The sequence below is a fragment of the Pseudomonas sp. LFM046 genome, from assembly GCF_000949385.2.
In the GTDB taxonomy this organism is placed as follows: domain Bacteria; phylum Pseudomonadota; class Gammaproteobacteria; order Pseudomonadales; family Pseudomonadaceae; genus Metapseudomonas.
Window position 1 is genome coordinate 4,329,754 of the sequence record NZ_JYKO02000001.1, and the last position, 17,016, is coordinate 4,346,769.

General features: G+C 65.4%; 10 protein-coding genes. 6 read left to right on the plus strand and 4 right to left on the minus strand.

The features are described from left to right. Positions 1 to 65: 65 nt before the first annotated feature. Complete coding sequence (locus tag TQ98_RS19930; RefSeq protein WP_044870621.1) at positions 66 to 947, minus strand: AraC family transcriptional regulator; 882 nt, start codon at positions 945 to 947, stop codon at positions 66 to 68. 164 nt (positions 948 to 1,111) lie between these two features. On the opposite strand from TQ98_RS19930, the gene TQ98_RS19935 reads away from it, so the two are divergent. The 5 genes from TQ98_RS19935 to mmsB all read left to right on the plus strand — a co-directional run bounded on the left by TQ98_RS19935 (position 1,112) and on the right by mmsB (position 6,717). Next, positions 1,112 to 2,605, plus strand: coding sequence for a CoA-acylating methylmalonate-semialdehyde dehydrogenase (locus tag TQ98_RS19935; RefSeq protein ID WP_044870622.1), 1,494 nt, complete (start codon positions 1,112 to 1,114; stop codon positions 2,603 to 2,605). Positions 2,606 to 2,669: 64 nt separating this feature from the next. After that, the gene (locus tag TQ98_RS19940; RefSeq protein ID WP_044870623.1) at positions 2,670 to 3,833 is read left to right on the plus strand and encodes an isobutyryl-CoA dehydrogenase; all 1,164 of its coding nucleotides are present in this window, start codon (positions 2,670 to 2,672) and stop codon (positions 3,831 to 3,833) included. 10 nt (positions 3,834 to 3,843) lie between these two features. Further along, positions 3,844 to 4,662: an enoyl-CoA hydratase gene (locus TQ98_RS19945; protein ID WP_044870624.1), complete on the plus strand. Its 819-nt coding sequence runs from the start codon at positions 3,844 to 3,846 to the stop codon at positions 4,660 to 4,662. Between the two features lie 23 nt (positions 4,663 to 4,685). Next, the gene (locus tag TQ98_RS19950; RefSeq protein ID WP_044870625.1) at positions 4,686 to 5,789 is read left to right on the plus strand and encodes an enoyl-CoA hydratase/isomerase family protein; all 1,104 of its coding nucleotides are present in this window, start codon (positions 4,686 to 4,688) and stop codon (positions 5,787 to 5,789) included. Between the two features lie 43 nt (positions 5,790 to 5,832). Continuing rightward, a complete protein-coding gene (mmsB, locus tag TQ98_RS19955) occupies positions 5,833 to 6,717 on the plus strand; it encodes a 3-hydroxyisobutyrate dehydrogenase (RefSeq protein ID WP_044870626.1) in 885 nt (294 codons plus the stop codon). Positions 6,718 to 6,838: 121 nt separating this feature from the next. On the opposite strand, the gene TQ98_RS19960 is transcribed toward mmsB, so the two are convergent. From TQ98_RS19960 to TQ98_RS19970, 3 genes are all read right to left on the minus strand, one after another. Then, positions 6,839 to 8,197, minus strand: a complete 1,359-nt coding sequence (locus TQ98_RS19960) for an HlyD family type I secretion periplasmic adaptor subunit (protein WP_044870627.1) — start codon at positions 8,195 to 8,197, stop codon at positions 6,839 to 6,841. After that, positions 8,187 to 10,343, minus strand: coding sequence for a type I secretion system permease/ATPase (locus TQ98_RS19965; protein ID WP_044870628.1), 2,157 nt, complete (start codon positions 10,341 to 10,343; stop codon positions 8,187 to 8,189). The genes TQ98_RS19960 and TQ98_RS19965 overlap by 11 nt, the downstream gene beginning before the upstream one ends. Before the next feature lie 108 nt (positions 10,344 to 10,451). Next, on the minus strand, positions 10,452 to 11,804 hold the full coding sequence (locus tag TQ98_RS19970) for a TolC family outer membrane protein (RefSeq protein WP_044870629.1): 1,353 nt from the start codon (positions 11,802 to 11,804) through the stop codon (positions 10,452 to 10,454). Between the two features lie 349 nt (positions 11,805 to 12,153). On the opposite strand from TQ98_RS19970, the gene TQ98_RS27800 reads away from it, so the two are divergent. After that, positions 12,154 to 17,016: retention module-containing protein (locus TQ98_RS27800; protein WP_103103015.1), on the plus strand; the 4,863-nt coding region annotated here is incomplete at its 3' end.

Consider the following 17,016-nt stretch of genomic DNA (forward strand, 5'->3'; position numbering starts at 1 on the left):
TCTGTACGGCCTGACGCGACTCCCTGCAAGGGCGAATGCATTCGCCCCCACAACCGCCGCGTAGCTCACCCTTGATGCAACGCCCGGTAATGACTGGGCGCCATCCCCACCACCTTGCGGAACAGTCGCGAGAAGTAATAGACGTCCTCGTACCCCAGCTGCTCGGCGATCTGCCGCACGCCCTGGTCGCCTTCGTCCAGCAGGCGGCAGGCGTGGGCCATTTTCAGTTGGATGAAGTCCTGGATCGGCGCATGGCCGGTCAGGGCGCGATAGGTCTTGGCGAAGTGGAAGCGCGACAGTTTGAACTGCGCCGCCAACTGGTCGAGGTTGAGGCTGTCATGGAGGTGGGCGCGCATCACCGCCTGCACCGCATCGACGTCCAGCACCCGGCCGGACTTGAGGTAGCCCCGCACCGGCAGCACCGCCAGCGACGTCAGCAGGGTCTGCAACTGATGGGCGGCATGGATGAAATGAGGCAAGTTCAGGCCCTGCTTGCGCAATCCCAGCAGGGCATCGAAGTCCGCCAGCAGGCGCGGCTGCACACCAATGCGGCGCAGGGCCGACTGCCCCAGCGGACGCAGGTACTCCTCCACCAACTCGCCCTCGAAGTGCACCCAATAGATGCTCCAGGGCCGCTGGGCATCAGCGCCGTAGGCGTGCAGCTGCCCCTTGGGCAGGAGCAGCAGGTCACCACCGCCCACCTCGAATCGTCCATCCCCATACTCCAGCCAGCCCTGTCCCGAGCGGCAGTAGATCAGCAGGTTGTCGTCCGGGGCGTGGCGCTGCATGCGATGCCCCTGGGCCTCCGGGTAGTAGCCCAGGGCCAGCGGGTAACAGGCGGAGGTCAAGGGATTGCGAGCCAGCAGGCGGCGCAGGCGGGGTGGCGTGGTGAAGCGCACGCCGTTGGCCGGCAAGGGCCAGTTGGAGGTTTCCACGTTGCGATTCATGGCTGTCGTTGTGATGACCTTCAATACCAAGATCGTCCATCCCGCAACCAAGATCGTCAATCCACAACTGCCTCGGCCGCCGCTATAAGAACAAGAAAAAACAAGGTCCCAACACAGACAAGCCCCCCCGCGTTCCAGCATGGGCCGGCTTCGAGGAGGACAAGATGGCCAAGACGATTCCGCAACTCATCGATGGCGAATGGCGCGAGAGCCGCGCCCGCGAGCTGATCGAAGTCACCGACCCGGCGACCCAGGAAGTCCTGGCCCTGGCGCCCAAGGCCACGGCCGAGGAAATCGAGGCGGCTGTCGCCAGCGCCAAGGAAGCCTTCCAGACCTGGCGTGAAGTGCCCGTACCGGAACGCGCCCGGTTGATGCTGCGTTACCAGCAACTGCTCAAGGACCATCACGACGAGCTCGCCGAACTGCTGGCGAGCGAAACCGGCAAGACCTTCGCCGATGCCAAGGGCGATGTCTGGCGCGGCATCGAAGTGGCCGAGCACGCCGCCAACGTGGCCAGCCTGATGATGGGCGAAACGGTTGAGAACGTTGCCCGCGAGATCGACACCGCCAGTTGGGTCCAGCCGCTGGGCGTGTGTGTGGGCATCACCCCCTTCAACTTCCCGGCGATGATCCCGCTGTGGATGTTTCCGCTGGCCGTCGCCTGCGGCAACACCTTCGTCCTGAAGCCCTCCGAGCAGGACCCGCTGACACCCAACCGCCTTGCCGAGCTGTTCATCGAAGCCGGTGCGCCCAAAGGCGTGCTCCAGGTGATCCACGGCGGGCGCGAGCAGGTCGACGCCCTGCTCACCCACCCGGACGTGCGCGCCATTTCCTTCGTCGGCTCGGTACCCGTGGGCCAGCACATCTACCGCACCGGCACCGCCCACCTGAAACGGGTGCAGGCCTTCGCCGGCGCCAAGAACCACATGGTGGTGTTGCCCGACGCCCACAAGGACCAGGTGCTGAGCAACCTGGTGGGTGCCAGCTGCGGGGCCGCCGGCCAGCGCTGCATGGCCATCAGCGTGGCGATCTTCGTGGGCGAGGCGCGCCAGTGGATTCCCGAACTGGCCGCACAGATGGCCGAGCTGCGCCCCGGTCACTGGAAGGACGCCCATTCGGCGTTCGGTCCGCTCATCAGCCAGCAAGCCCGCCAGCGGGTACTGCGGCTGATCGCCGAAGGCAAGGTAGAAGGCGCCGAATGCCTGCTGGATGGCTCCCAGTGCCAGGTGCCCGGCTATCCGAACGGAAACTGGCTGGGCCCGACCCTGTTCCGTGGCGTGACGCCGAAGATGGGCCTGTACCGCGAGGAAATCTTCGGCCCGGTGCTGGTGTGCATGGAGGTGGACAGCCTCGAAGAAGCCATCGCCCTGGTCAACGCCAACCCCTACGGCAACGGCACCAGCCTGTTCACTCGCTCCGGCGGCGCCGCGCGGCACTTCCAGCATGCGGTGGAAGTTGGCCAGGTAGGGATCAACGTGCCCATCCCGGTGCCCCTGCCCTTCTTCTCCTTCACGGGCTGGAAGGGCTCCTTCTACGGCGACCTCCATGCCTACGGCAAACAGGCGGTGCGCTTCTACACCGAAACCAAGACGGTCACCACGCGATGGTTCGATGACACACCCGTCACCGGCCCGAACATGACCATCCATTTGAAGTAGGGGCGAATTCATTCGCCAAGCGGTGCGCAGCACCGCCACGCAACCGAGCCAAGGCACACGACATATGGATTTCGACCTCACCGAAGAACAACGCCTGCTGGTGGACAGCGCCCGCGCCTTCGCCAGCCATGAGCTGGCTCCCTTTGCCGCGGACTGGGACCGGGGCCACCACTTCCCGCTGGAGGTGATCCGCCGCGCGGCCGAGCAGGGCTATCTCGGCCTCTACATCGCGGAAGAAGACGGCGGACTGGGGCTGTCCCGGTTGTCTGCCTCGCTGATCTTCGAACAGCTGGCCGCCGGCTGCGTGGCCACCACCGCCTACCTGACCATCCACAACATGGCAGCCTGGATGCTCGCCTCCTTTGGCGATGCCGAGCTCAAGGCACGCTGGCTGCCCGGCCTGATCAATGGCGAGCTGCTGGCGTCCTACTGCCTGACCGAACCGGACGCCGGTTCCGACGCGGCCCATCTGCGCACCCGCGCCCGCCGAGACGGCGACGATTACGTGCTGGATGGCAGCAAGTGCTTCATTTCCGGCGCCGGCAGCACCCAGGTGCTGATCGTCATGGCGCGCACCGGGGAAGATGGCGCCAAGGGCATTTCCTGCTTCCTGGTGCCGGCCGATGCCGAGGGCGTCCGCTACGGGCGCAACGAAGACAAGATGGGCTGGCGCGCCCAACCCACCCGTACCATCACCTTCGAGGGCGTGCGCGTTCCCGCGGGCAATCGCATCGGCCCGGAGGGTCAGGGTTTCGTCTATGCCATGAAGGGGCTGGACGGCGGTCGCCTGAACATCGCCAGCTGCTCCCTCGGTGCCGCCCAGGCGGCCCTCGAACAGAGCCTGCGCTACGTGGAGGAACGCAAACAGTTCGGCAAGCCCCTGGCCGACTTCCAGGCCCTGCAGTTCAAGCTCGCCGACATGCTCACCGCCCTCACCGCCAGCCGGCAGATGGTGCGCCTGGCCGCCCATCGCCTGGACCAGCGCCACGCCGAAGCCAGCCTCTACTGCGCCATGGCCAAGCGCTTCGCCACCGACCAGTGCTTCGAGCTGTGCAACGAAGCCCTGCAACTCCACGGCGGATACGGCTACCTGAACGACTATCCTCTGGAGCGCTGGGTGCGAGACACACGGGTGCACCAGATACTCGAAGGTACGAATGAAATCATGCGCGTCATCGTGGCGCGCCGTTTACTGGAACAGGGCGGCGCCCTCGACCGTCTTTTGTAAGGAGATGCACATGTCCACTGCCGTTGAACCCTACCAGCCCGGCGTCTTCGACCTGACCCACAAGCTGACCGTCGAGAAGCATGGCCACACTGCGCTGCTCACCATCAACAACCCGCCGGCCAATACCTGGGACCGCGAGTCGCTGATCGGCCTCAAGCAGCTGGTCGAGCACCTCAACCACGACGACAACATCTACGCCCTGGTGGTGACCGGCCAGGGACCGAAGTTCTTCAGCGCCGGCGCCGACCTCAAGCTCTTCGCCGACGGCGACAAGGCCCGCGCCCGCGAGATGGCCCGGCGCTTCGGCGAAGCCTTCGAGGCCCTGCGGGATTTCCGTGGCGTGTCCATCGCCGCCATCAACGGCTACGCCATGGGTGGCGGCCTGGAATGCGCCCTGGCCTGCGACATCCGCATCGCCGAACGTCAGGCCCAGATGGCCCTGCCGGAAGCTGCCGTAGGCTTGCTGCCCTGCGCCGGCGGCACCCAGGCCCTGTCCTGGCTGGTGGGCGAAGGCTGGGCCAAGCGCATGATCCTTTGCGGCGAACGCGTGGATGCCGAGACGGCCCTGCGCATCGGACTGGTGGAACAGGTGGTGGACAGTGGCGAGGCCCGTGGCACCGCCCTGCTATTGGCGGCCAAGGTGGCCCGCCAGAGCCCGGTGGCAGTGCGCACCATCAAGCCGCTGATCCAGGGCGCGCGGGAGCGCGGGCCGAACAGCTGGCTGCCGGAAGAGCGCGAGCGCTTCGTCGACCTGTTCGACGCCGACGACACCCGCGAAGGCGTCAACGCCTTCCTGGAAAAACGCGACCCGCACTGGCGCAACAAATGACCGATAGCCGGACGACCACGACCATGAATGTGAGTTTCGAAGAACGCAGTGGCCTGCATGGCGCCCGCATCGGCATCGCCAGCCTGGACGCCGAAGCCAGCCTGAACGCCCTGTCGCTGCCGATGATCGAAGCCCTGGACGCAAAGCTGCGCGCCTGGGCGCAGGACCCGGAAATCGTCTGCGTGCTGCTGCGCGGCAACGGGCCCAAGGCCTTCTGCGCCGGTGGTGACGTGCGCAAACTGGTGGACGCCTGCCGCGAACATCCCGGGGTGGTGCCGCCGCTGGCTGGCCGCTTCTTCTCGGACGAATACCGCCTCGACCACCGTATCCACACCTACCCCAAGCCGCTGATCTGCTGGGCCCACGGCCATGTGCTGGGCGGCGGCATGGGCCTGATGCAAGGTGCCTCGATCCGCATCGTCACCCCGTCCAGCCGCCTGGGGATGCCGGAGATCAATATCGGCCTCTACCCCGATGTGGGCGGCAGCTGGTTCCTCGCCCGCCTGCCGGGCAAGCTCGGTCTCTTCCTCGGCCTGGGGGCGGGCACAATCAACGCCCACGACGCCCTGGACCTTGACCTGGCCGACCGCTTCCTCCTCGAAGACCAGCAGGACGCCCTGATCAAGGGCCTGGTCCAGCTCAACTGGCAGGACAAGCCGCAAACCCAGCTCAACAGCCTGCTCAAGGCCCTGGAGCACGAAGCCCGTGGCCATCTGCCGGAAGCCCAGTGGCTGCCGCGCCGCAAGCGCATCGACGAACTGCTGGACGTCGCCGACCTGCCCGCAGCCTGGAAGGCCATGACCGCCCTGCACCACGACAGCGACGTGCCCCTGGCCCGTGCCGCCAAGACCCTGGCCGGTGGCTGCCCGCTCACCGCCCACCTGGTCTGGGAGCAGATCCGCCGGGCGAAGCACCTGTCGCTGGCCGAGGTGTTCCGCATGGAATACGCGATGAGCCTGAACTGCTGCCGCCATCCGGAGTTTCCCGAGGGCGTGCGCGCCCGGTTGATCGACAAGGACAACGCACCGCGCTGGCACTGGCCGGATGTCGCCGCCATTCCCCGGGCGGTGATCGACGCCCATTTCGAGCCGGTGTGGGAAGGCCGGCACCCCCTGGACGATCTCTGACAAGCAGCCCGGCGCCCCTGGGCCCGGACCAAGGAGAAGCACGATGAGCAAGATCGCCTTTATCGGACTCGGTCACATGGGCCTGCCCATGGCCCGCAACCTGCTCAAGGCCGGCCACGCGCTGGCGGTCTACGACCTGGTGCAGGCCGCCGTGGATGAATTGGCGGCCGAGGGGGCCAGGCCTGCGCGGGATGCACGGGACGCGGTCAGCGGCGCGGGCGTGGTGATCACCATGCTGCCGGCCAGCCGGCATGTGGAAGGTCTGCTGCTGGGCGATGGCGGGCTGCTGGAATCCATCGTCGCCGGCAGTCTGGTGCTGGAGTGCTCGACCATCGCCCCGGAGTCCGCGCGCAAGGTCCATGCAGCCGCAAAAGCGCGCGGCATCGAACTGCTGGATGCGCCGGTGTCCGGCGGCACAGCGGGCGCAGCCGCCGGCACGCTGACCTTCATGGTCGGCGGCGAGGCAGCGGCCCTGGAAAAGGCGCGGCCGATCTTCCAGGCCATGGGCAAGAACATCTTCCATGCCGGTCCCGACGGCGCCGGGCAGGTGGCCAAGGTGTGCAACAACCAACTGCTGGCGGTGCAGATGATCGGCACCGCCGAATCCATGGCCCTGGGCGTGGCCAATGGCCTGGACCCGGCCATCCTCGCCGAGATCATGCGCCAGAGTTCAGGCGGCAACTGGGTGCTGGAGCGCTACAACCCGTGGCCGGGCGTGATGCCCAACGCGCCGGCGAGCAAGGAATATGAAGGCGGCTTCATGGCCGAGCTGATGGCCAAGGACCTGGGGCTTGCCCAGGAGGCCGCGCAGAACAGCCTCTCCAGCACCCCCATGGGCGCCCTGGCGTTGCAGCTGTATCGGCTGCTGCTCAAGCAGGGCAAGGGCAAGAAGGATTTCTCGGTGGTGCAGAAACTGTTCACCGAGTGACCTCGCCCAGCCCCCAGATGATGAGTCTCAGCAACGCAAGATGAGTGGAGCAGAGCGATACCCATGCGGACCGGGCTGATGGGTATCGCTTCGCTCCTTCCTACGAAGCATCAGCGCAGGCTCAACGCTCGCGCAGCGCCTCGGCCCGGGCGCGGATGATGGGTTTCAGCAAGTAGCTGAGGATGCTCTTCTTGCCGGTCATGATGTCCACCGTGGCCACCATGCCGGGGATGATCAGCAGCGGGTCCTGCTCGGTGCCCAGGTGGCTCTTCTGGGTGCGCAGCTTGATCAGGTAGAAGCTGTTGCCTTCCTCGTCGGTGATGGTGTCCGCGCCGATCTGTTCCAGTTCGGCCGACAGTCCGCCGTAGATGGTGTAGTCGTAGGCGGTGAACTTGACCATGGCTTTCTGCCCGGGATGGAGGAAGGCGATGTCCTGGGGTCGGATCCGTGCTTCCACCAGCAGGGTGTCGTCCAGCGGCACGATTTCCACCAGGTCGCTGCCCGGCTGGATCACGCCACCGATGGTATTCACCAGCAGTTGCTTGACGATGCCGCGCACGGGCGAGGTGACGAGGGTGCGCTTGACCCGGTCTTCCAGCGCCTTGCCGGTGGCATTGGCCTTGTTCAGCTCGGTGCGCGCTTCGTTCAGTTGGCCCAGGGCTTCGCTGCGGAAGCGCGAACGGGTTTCGGCGATCTTGTTCTCGGCTTCCTTGATCGCCGACTCGGCGCGGGGAATGGCGAGGCCCGTGGCTTCCAACTGGCCACGGTTTTCCACCTCGGCACGGCGCAGGCGCAGGACTTCCACCTTGGAAATGGCGCCCTCGGCCACCAGGGGCTCGGAGATGGCGATCTCCTGCCGCAGCAGCTGCAGGCTGTTACGGAACTGCTCCTGCTTGGAAATGAACTCCTGCAGCTCCTGGCGACGCTGCACGAGCTGCTGTTCCAGGCCGCCCACCTCGTCTTGCAATTGCTGCTGCCGGCTGCGGTAGAGCGCTTCCTCGCTGGCCGTCTGTTCCGGGGCGAGCTTGCGCAGGTCCTCGGAGATCCGCAGCGGGCGCTCCTCGACCTCGGCGCTCAGGCGCTCCACCCGCAGCTGCATGGCGGTGCGGTCGGCCTCAGTCTCACCGACGTTGGACTGGAAGCGGGTCGGGTCCAGGCGCAGCAGCGGATCACCCACTTCCACCACCTGGCCTTCGCGAATGAACAGCTCGGAAATGATGCCGCCTTCCAGGTTCTGAATCTTCTGCAGCTTGGACGAAGGAATGGCCTTGCCTTCACCCCGGGTGACTTCATCGATCTGGGCGAAGTGGGCCCAGAGCAGCATGAACAGGGTGAAGCCGATCAGCGTCCAGATGGTCAGGCGCACCACGCGAGGTGCGTCTTCCACCAGGGCCTTGTTGACCTCGGGGAGCGGCTGGTCGGACAGGGACTCGCTGCCCTGGAAATACTGGCGCAGCGCGCCGGAAGCCTTATGCGACACTGATCTGCCCCTTCTTCAGCGCTTCCATGACCGATTCCTTCGGACCATCGGCAATGACCCGGCCACGGTCGACGATCAGCAGCCGGTCCACCAGCGAGAGCATGGAGGCACGGTGGGTGACCAGCAGCAGGGTCTTGTTGGCGATTACCGCGGCGAGGCGCTCCTTCAAGCGCTCCTCACCCGGGTTGTCCATGGAGCTGGTGGGTTCGTCGAGCAGCAGGATCGGCGGGTCCAGCAACAAGGCGCGGGCCAGGGCGACGTTCTGCCGCTGGCCACCGGACAGGTTCTGGCCACGCTCGCCCACCTGCAGCTCGTAGCCCTGGGGGTGCAGCCGGGCGAACTCGTGCACGCCGGACAGCTCGGAGGCCTGCAGGACCAGCTCGTCTTCCACGTAGCGGGCACCGGACATCAGGTTGTCGCGCAGGGTGCCGCTGAACAGCTGGATGTCCTGGGGCACGTAGCCGACGTTGTGGCGCAGCTCGCTGACGTCCAACTGGCGGATGTCGGTGCCGTCCACCAGCAGGCTGCCGGAGTCGGCCTGGTAGAGCCCGACGATCAGCTTGGCCAGGGAGCTCTTGCCCGAGCCGCTGCGGCCGATGATGCCGATCTTCTCGCCCGGACGGATGATCAGGTTGACCCCGCTGAGGGCCACGCTCTGCTGGTGCGGATAGGTGAAGCTGACCTCGCGCAGTTCCAGGCTGCCCTGCAGCTTGGAGCGGACCAGCGGCTGCTCGCCTTCCTGGCGTTCCTGGGGCAGGTCCATCATCTGGTCCACGGAATTCATGGTCAGGCGCGCCTGCTGGTAGCGGGTGAACAGGCCCGACAACTGGCTCAGCGGGCCGAGGGCGCGGCCATTGAGCATGTAGCAGGCGATCAGGCCGCCCATGCTGAGGTCGCCGGCCATGATCAGGTAGACGCCGGCAACGATCATCACCACGCCAGCGAGCTGCTGGATCATCAGGGTCAGGTTCATCGCCAGGCTGGAGAGCATCTTCACCCGCAGTTCGAGGCGGCCGAGGGTGCCGATGGTCTGTTCCCAGATGTACTGACGGTCGCTCTCGGCGTTGTTCACCTTCACCGCATCGAGGCTGGCGAGGGTTTCGATCAGGCTCGACTGACGCTCGGCGGCCAGCGCCATGGTGCGGTCCATGGTCGCCACCAGCGGTTTCTGCAGCAGCCAGCTGATGCCCAGGGCCAGCGGGAAGGCCAGCAGGGGCACCCAGACCAGGGGGCCGCCAAGCAGGCCGATCACCAAGAGGATCAGCAGGGTAAACGGCAGGTCGATGACACTGGTCAGGGTCAGGGAGGCGAGGAAGTCCCGTAGCGTCTGGAACTCGTGGATGTTCTGGGCAAAGCTGCCAACCCGCGTCGGACGGAACTTCATCGCCATGCCGACGATGCGCTCGAACAGGGTGGCGGAAATGATCAGGTCGGTCTTCTTGCCCGCCAGGTCCAGGCACAGACCGCGCATGGTCTTGAGCAGCAGATCGAAGATGTAGGCGCCGGAGATGCCGATGGCCAGCACCCAGAGGGTGGCGGCGGCCTGGTTGGGCACCACGCGGTCGTACACGTTCATCACGAAGAGTGGCGCGCTGAGGCCGATCAGGTTGATCAGCAGGCTGGCGGCCACCGCATCGATATAGAGCCAGCGGGAACGCTTGAGGGTGTCGCGAAACCAGGACTGGGTGCGCGGGATCAGGCTGCCCTGGTTCAGGTCGTACTTGTGCTGGGGCTGGGCGAAGAACACCTGGCCGCTGTAGTCCTCCTGCAGCAGCTCACGCGTCACCTTCACTTCGCCGCCGTCGCTCTCGCTGAGCAGCAGGCGTGCCTTGCCGTCGTCGGTCCAGCCGAGCATCACCGCGCAGCGACCTTCCTTGAGCAACAGCAGGGCCGGCAGGGCGATCTTCGGAATCTGCTCCAGGCGCCGCTGCAGCAGTCGGCCCTGGAGGCCGGCGCGGGCTGCCGCGCGGGGCAGCAGCTCGGGGGTCAGGCGCTGCTTGGGCAGTGGCAGTCCGCTGGTGAGCATGGCCCGGTTGGCCGGCTTGCGGTGCAGGACGCACAGGGACAGCAGCGAGTCCAGCAAGGGATCGTCATGCTGACCGCGTGGATCGGTGTTGAGTTGAACGCGACTGACTTCTGGATCCACGCCTCGGCACTCTTGTTCTGGGTTCTTCGAAAGGCTCAGCCCGGATCAGAACTCACAAGCCCGGCGAGACGGAGGCGTCTCACCGGGCGGTGCGCATCGGATCAGGACTTAGTTCAGGCCGGGAAGGGTTGCCTGGGGCTTCAGCTCCGTCTGTACGACCGAGGCCATCGGCGCGACCACTCCCTGGCTCTTCAGCAACTCGCCCATCGTGGCCTTGATGCGGTACTGAGTAAACAACTCGGTGTAACGCAGATCGACCAGCCGACGAGAGGCAGTGAACAGCTCGTTTTCGCTGTCCAGCAGGTCCAACAGCGTGCGCTCGCCGATGCTGAACTGCTTCTGGTAGGACTCACGCACACGGGTACTGTAGTCGACATACTGCTGCGCGATCGGCAGCTGCTCGCGAGCGTTGCCCAGGGCGTTCCAGGACAGGCCGAGGTCTTCGTTCAGCACACGCAGGGCGTTGTTGCGGATGTCCAGGGCCTCGTTGATCTGGTAGGCCTTGGATTCCAGGTCGGCCTTGTTGCTGCCGCCGGCAAACAGGTTGTAACGCATGCGCAACATTGCCTGCCATTCGTTGGAATGACCGTTCTCGCCATCCAGGTCATTGTCCGCGTTGCGGGACAATTCGGCGTCGAAACGCGGATAGAAGGTGGACTTGGCGGCTTCGTACTGCTTCTCGGCCGCAGCGACATCGGACTCGGCGGAACGCAGGACCGGGCTGTTGGCCAGCAGGGCCTTGCGGGCGTCATCGAGAGATTCCGGCAGCTGTCCAGGCAGACCGGCCGGATCGCTCAGGTCAGCCGGCGCCACACCTACCACGCTGAAGTAATTGGTACGGGCATCAGCCAGGTTGGTCTGTTCGGTGATCAGGTTGTTGCGGGCCTGGGCCAGACGCGCTTCGGCCTGGTCCTGGTCGGCCAGGCGCCCTACCCCGCGCTCACTACGCAGGCTGATCTGGTCGAAGATGCGCTCGTGGCTGCGCAGGTTCTGTTCGGCCAGGCGAACCATTTCCTGGCGGCGCAGCACATCGAGGTAGACCTGGGACACATCCAGCGCGGTGCGCTCGGACGTGCTGAGCAGGGAATAGGCACGGGAGTTGACGGTGGCCTGCTGGCGGGCCACTTCGTTCTGGGTGGCGAAGCCGTCGAACACCATCTGCTGCAGGCGCACGCTGGACTCACCGCGGGTCATGGTCTTCCAGTGGTCATTGCCGGTTGCCCGGGTGCTGGTGTCGTCAGTGCCTTCACGGCCATAACCGCCCAACAAGTCGACGGACGGCAGGTATCCCCCCTTTGCCGCCTGGAGCTGTTTGTCGGCCGACAAACGGCTGTTAACGCCTGCCTGGATTTCCGGGTGGGCATCCATGGCCTGCTGCATGGCCTCGGAGAGGCTCTGCGCATGGACAGGGAGGCTTGCGACCAGGGCGAACGGAAGAACGGTGGAGAAACGCAAACGCATATTCTTGGCATCCTTTTCGTTGGTTTTCGCGGCCCGGAAACTCGCCGGAGGCCCGCCAAAAGCGCTTCTCGTCTACGTTCAGACTTCGTGACCGAGGTCACACTGGATCCCCCGAGACGAGTGAGCAAATATCAAAGTGACAGCATGAAATTGATTGTTTAGGATGGGAATCAATTGGTCAATACTTTGGCATATTCGCAATAGCCAAATGTAATAAGCCAATATATTGGCGCCATCAATTCGCCACGCTATTAACTATAGAAGGGAATGTCAGTCCTGCGCTTGGTCGCCGCACTTTGCGACCCCAGCGACGACAAGCCAGCTGAGAGTCAATCCAGGAGAGTCGCCCATGAGCAGTGTCGTTGCGATTGTCAAAAGCATTGTTGGCCAGGTGTTTGCCGTTTCGTCCGATGGGCTCCAGCGCCTTCTGGTCGAGGGGGATCGACTCTTCAAGGGCGATCAGGTCCTGACGGGCGACGCGGGCATGGTGAGCCTGGAACTGGCAGACGGCCGCACCCTCGACCTGGGCCGTGACTCCCAATGGAGCGAAGGCGACACCAGCGTCCACGCCCAGACCCAGCCCACCCAGGCACAGACCGAGGCTCCCGCCACAGACGTCGCGCAGCTGCAGAAGGCGATCGAGGCCGGCGTCGACCCGACCCAGGCACTCGAAGCCACCGCGGCCGGTCCGGGCGCGGGCAACGCGGGCGGCAATACAGGCGGCGTGGGCGGCGGTCACAGCTTCGTGATGCTGGACGCGACTGCCGGTCGGGTTGACGCCAACATTGGTTTCGAAACCGGCGCCATTCCCCCGGTCGCCGAAGCCCAGGAGGTGGACGATTCGTCGCCGCTGCTGAACGCCCCGGCGGTCGAAGAAGTGCCGGCTGCGCCGAACAACGCGCCGCAAGGCGAAGACGCCAGCATCACCACCGACGAAGACACCCCGATCCAGGGCCAGGTGACTGCCGCCGATCAGGATGGGGACTCGCTGACATTCAGCCTGGGCAACAACCCCGGTAACGGTACCGTGGTGGTCAAGCCCGATGGCTCCTACGTCTACACGCCCAATCCTGACTTCAACGGCAACGACAGCTTCACGGTCATTGTCGATGATGGCAACGGCGGGACAGACACCATCACCGTCAGCATCGGCGTGAACCCGGTGAACGATGCCCCGGTTGCGCTCAACGACGGCCCGACTGCCGTCACCGAAGACACCCCGGCCACCGGCAACGTCCTGACCAACGACAGCGACGTCGACGGCGACACCCTGACCGTGACCCAGTTCACCATCGGTGGCAGCACCTTCCAGGCCGGCCAGACCGCCGTGATCGAGGGTATTGGTTCCCTGGTGATCAACGCCGACGGTTCCTACAGCTTCACTCCGGCGCCGAACTACACCGGCCCGGTGCCGACCGCGACCTACACAGTCACCGACGGCACCGCCACCGATACCGCTGACCTGAGCTTCGCCGATGTCACCCCGGTCAACGATGCGCCGGTTGCGCTCAACGATGGCCCGACCGCCGTCACCGAAGACACCCCGGCCACCGGCAACGTCCTGACCAACGACAGCGACGTCGACGGCGACCCCCTGACCGTGACCCAGTTCACCATCGGTGAGAGCACCTTCCAGGCCGGCCAGACCGCCGTGATCAATGGCGTCGGCTCCCTGGTGATCAACGCCGACGGTTCCTACAGCTTCACCCCGGCGCCGAACTACACCGGCCCGGTACCGACCGCGACCTACACCGTCACCGACGGCACCGCCACCGATACCGCTGACCTGAGCTTCGCCGATGTCACCCCGGTCAACGATGCGCCGGTTGCGCTCAACGATGGCCCGACCGCCGTCACCGAAGACACCCCGGCCACCGGCAACGTCCTGACCAACGACAGCGACGTCGACGGCGACCCCCTGACCGTGACCCAGTTCACCATCGGTGAGAGCACCTTCCAGGCTGGCCAGACCGCCGTGATCAATGGTGTCGGCTCCCTGGTGATCAACGCCGACGGCTCCTACAGCTTCACCCCGGCGCCGAACTACACCGGCCCGGTGCCGACCGCGACCTACACCGTCACCGACGGCACCGCCACCGATACCGCTGACCTGAGCTTCGCCGATGTCAGCCCGGTCAACGATGCGCCGGTTGCGCTCAACGATGGCCCGACCGCCGTCACCGAAGACACTCCGGCCACCGGCAACGTCCTGACCAACGACAGCGACGTCGACGGCGATACCCTGACCGTTACCCAGTTCACCATCGGTGAGAGCACCTTCCAGGCCGGCCAGACCGCCGTGATCAAAGGCGTCGGCTCCCTGGTGATCAACGCCGACGGCTCCTACAGCTTCACTCCGGCGCCGGACTACACCGGCCCGGTGCCGACCGCGACCTACACCGTCACCGACGGCACCGCCACCGATACCGCTGACCTGAGCTTCGCCGACGTCACCCCCGTCAACGATGCCTCGATCCTGGTCGCCGACAGCAAGACCGTAGCCGAGGACAACCCGGCGACCGGCAACGTGCTGGCCAACGACAGCGACGTAGACGACGTCCTCACCGTCGCCACCTTCAGCATTGATGGCGTGCAGGGCACCTTCACCGCAGGCACCACGGCCACCATCGGCCAGATCGGCAGCCTGGTGATCAACACTGACGGCACCTACGTCTTCACCCCGGCACCTAACTGGAATGGTGAGGTTCCCGAGGTCAGCTACACCACCAACACCGGCAGCAGCTCAACGCTGACCATCACCGTTACCCCGGAGAACGACGCGCCCGAGACCAACGCGACGTCCGCTTCCGGCAACGAAGACGCTGAAGGTATTCCGGTTGTTCTGAGCGGATCGGATGTGGACGGCAGCGTTGACCACTTCGTCATCAAGTCGTTGCCGAGCAACGGCACGCTGCTCCTCGATGGCGTGGTCCTGGGTATCGGCGCGGTCATTCCAGCAACCGCCAATGGCGCCACTGTCACATTCGTGCCGGATGCCAACTGGAACGGCACCACCACCGTTGAATATGCATCCGTGGACAACGATGGCCTGGAGGATTCCACTCCAGCGACCGCTACCATCACGGTTGCCCCGGTGAACGACGCCCCGGTGATCGACGGCGGCGACGGCCACGTGCCGGACAGCAACGACTTCGCCATCACCACCGACGAAGACACCCCGGTTACCGGCACCATCCAGGCCAGCGACCTGGACGGCGATAGCCTGACCTACACCGTCGGCACCTCGCCGGCCCATGGCAGCGTCACCTTCGGCACCGACGGCGCCTACACCTACACCCCGGGCACCGACTTCAACGGCAGCGACAGCTTCACCGTCACCGTCAGCGACGGCAACGGCGGCACCGTCACCAGCACCGTCAACGTCACTGTGAAGCCGGTCGTCGACGCCAAGGACGATGCCGTCACCGTCGCCGAGGACCAGTCGCTGACTACCAACGTCCTGGCCAACGACACCTTCGGCGCCGGCGCCCAGGTCACCTCGGTCGGCACCGCCACCCATGGCACCGTCACCCTGAACGCCGACGGCACCGTCACCTACACCCCGAGCGCCAACTACAACGGCCCCGACAGCTACACCTACACCGTCACCACCGCCGCCGGGAACCAGGAATCCGCCACAGTCAACATCACCGTCACCCCGGTGAACGACGCCCCGGTTGCTGTCGCCGACACTGCCACCGTCAACGAAGGTGGCAGCGTCAACATCAGTGTGGCCAATAACGACAGCGACACTGACGACGGCCTCGACCTGGGCAGCATCACCATCACCAGTGGCCCGGCCAACGGCACCGTGATCGTCAACGCCAATGGCACCGTCAGCTACCAGCACAACGGCAGCGAGACCACCGCCGACAGCTTCACCTACACCATCAAGGACAAGTCCGGCGCCGAGTCCAACCCGGTCACCGTCAACATCGGGGTCACGCCGGTGAACGACGCGCCGGTTGCCGTGGCCGACACTGCCATCGTCAATGAAGGCGGCAGCGTCAACATCAATGTGGCCGGCAACGACACGGACGCCGACGACGGCCTCGACCTGACCAGCATCACCGTCACCAGCGGCCCGGCCAACGGCACCCTCACCGTCAACGCCGACGGTACCGTCAGCTACCAGCACAATGGCAGCGAGACCACCGCCGACAGCTTCACCTACACCATCAAGGACAAATCCGGCGTCGAGTCCAACCCGGTCACCGTCAACATCGGGGTCACCCCGGTGAACGACGCGCCGGTTGCCGTAGCCGACAGCGCCACCGTCAACGAAGGCGGCAGCGTCAACATCAGTGTGGCCAGTAACGACACGGACGCCGACGACGGCCTCGACCTGGGCAGCATCACCATCACCAGTGGCCCGGCCAACGGCACCCTCACAGTCAACGCCGACGGTACCGTCAGCTACCAGCACAATGGCAGCGAGACCACTGAAGACAGCTTCACCTACACCATCAAGGACAAGTCCGGCGTCGAGTCGAACCCGGTCACCGTCAGCATCGGCGTCACCCCGGTGAACAACGCCCCGGTTGCTGTGGCCGACAGCGCAACCGTCAACGAAGGTGGCAGCGTCAACATCAGTGTGGCCAATAACGACAGCGACGCTGACGACGGCCTCGACCTGACCAGCATCACCGTCACCAGCGGCCCGGCCAACGGCACCCTTACCGTCAATGCCGATGGCACCGTCAGCTACCAGCACAACGGCAGCGAGACCACCGCTGACAGTTTCACCTACACCATCAAGGACCAGTCTGGCGCCGAATCCAACCCGGTCACCGTCAGCATCGGTGTCACCCCGGTGAACGATGCCCCGGTTGCTGTCGCCGACACTGCCACCGTCAACGAAGGCGGCAGTGTCAACATCAATGTGGCCGGCAACGACAGCGACGCCGACGACGGCCTCGACCTCGGCAGCATCGTCATCGGCACCAACCCGGCGCATGGCACCCTCACCGTCAACGCCGACGGTACCGTCAGCTATCAGCACGACGGCAGCGAGACCACCGCCGACAGCTTCACCTACACCATCAAGGACCAGTCTGGCGTCGAGTCCAACCCGGTCACCGTCAGCATCGGCGTGACCCCGGTGAACGATGCGCCGGTCGCTGTCGCCGACACTGCCACCGTCAACGAAGGCGGCAGCGTCAACATCAATGTGGCCAGTAACGACACGGACGCCGACGACGGCCTCAACCTC